Here is a 1,671-nt window from a genome sequence, read left to right on the forward strand (position 1 = left end):
TGATATGCTCCCCTTAAGGTAGACAGATTAAAAAATAAAATCTGATTACCTTAAGGGGGCTTTTTTATGTCCAATAAATTTTTCTCTATTGAATTTAAACATGAAGTGGTGAGGGCATATAACAACGAAAACTTCACTCTAAAAGAGCTAACAACAATGTACCAAATTCCTAAAAATACTATTTATAAATGGGTAGAGCGATTTGAGAAAAGTGGAATTGATGGATTAATTGACTCTAAAACATGGAAAAACTACTCCAAAGAATTAAAGGAAGCTGCAGTTAAAGATTATTTGTCAGGGGAATACTCTCAACGTGAGGTTGTTCGTAAATATGAAATTTCAAGTTGTTCCGTCCTTGAGAAATGGGTTTACAAGTATAATAGTCATAGTGAATTAAAAGATACGAAACAAGGAAGGACAAGGACTATGACTAACGGAAGAGATACGACTTGGGAAGAACGGATACAAATTGTAATGGACTGTTTAGGGAATGGCAAAGATTATCAAACAACAGCTGAGACCTACAAGGTCTCTTATCAACAGGTGTACCAATGGGTTAAGAAGTATGAAAATGGTGGAGATGAAGGACTTAAAGATAAACGTGGAAAAAAGAAAGAAGAAGTAAAGCTAACTCCAGAAGAGAAGATTAAACTCCAGATGAAAAAGCTAGAAAGAGAAAATGAGCGCTTACGTGCGGAAAATTTATTCTTAAAAAAGTTAGAGGAAATCGAAAGGAGGCGAAAGTAAGCTGCATTCGATATGAAGACAAGTATATTGCCATTCAGGAACTTAATGAAAGCAAAGGTCTGAGTATTCTATTGCTTTGTGAAGTGGCAGGTATTACAAGAGGTGCTTACTATAAGTGGCTGAAACGGAAGCCTTCGGCACAAGAACTTCAGAACGAAGAGATTATTAAAGAAATGATGGTTCTACATAAGAAGGTCGATGGGATATATGGATATCGTCGAATGACGTTAAATATCAATCGGAAATTTGAAGAGAACTTTAATTACAAACGTATTTATAGACTAATGAAGGTAGCCTGCATACAGTCTGTCATTCGAAGAAAGAAAAATTCTTATAAGAGCTCTACTCCTCAACATGTCGCAGAAAATGTGTTAAATCGCGAATTCACGGCAGAAAAACCGAATGAAAAATGGGTAACGGACGTAACGGAATTTAAATATGGAGTATCAAAGAAAGCTTATTTAAGTGCTATTCTCGATCTATATGATGGCTCAATTATTAGTTATGTTTTAGGGAATTCGAATAATAACCTTCTTGTGTTTAATACTCTTGACCGAGCGATAGACCAACTGAACGGGGATAATCCACTAATACATAGTGACCGAGGATTTCAGTACACATCTAAAGGGTTTAAACGAAAAATAGATGCCGCTAAGATGACACAAAGTATGTCGCGAGTAGGTCGATGCATTGATAATGGACCGATGGAATCTTTTTGGGGAGCACTGAAATGTGAGAAGTATTATTTAAATAAATATGAGAACTTTGAAGAATTATCTCAAGCCATAGAAGACTATATACATTTTTATAATTACGATAGGTACCAAAAACGATTAAATGGCCTTAGCCCTATGGAATATAGAGCTAAAGCCGCTTAAGTGACTTTTTATTATTTCCGCTGTCTACTAGACAGGGGGCAGTTCA

Annotated in this window: 1 protein-coding gene; it reads left to right on the forward strand. The window is 35.6% G+C overall.

Annotated elements, in window-relative coordinates; genetic code table 11:
• Positions 1-66 precede the first annotated feature (66 nt).
• A protein-coding gene (locus JM172_RS24340; RefSeq protein WP_214484956.1) for an IS3 family transposase occupies positions 67-1,625 on the forward strand; the annotation gives its coding sequence in 2 pieces (ribosomal slippage) (positions 67-709 and positions 709-1,625; 1,560 coding nt in all).
• The last annotated feature ends 46 nt before the right edge of the window (positions 1,626-1,671 follow it).

Origin of the sequence: Bacillus sp. SM2101 (assembly GCF_018588585.1) — a bacterium.
GTDB classification, from domain to species: Bacteria; Bacillota; Bacilli; order Bacillales; family SM2101; genus Nanhaiella; species Nanhaiella sioensis.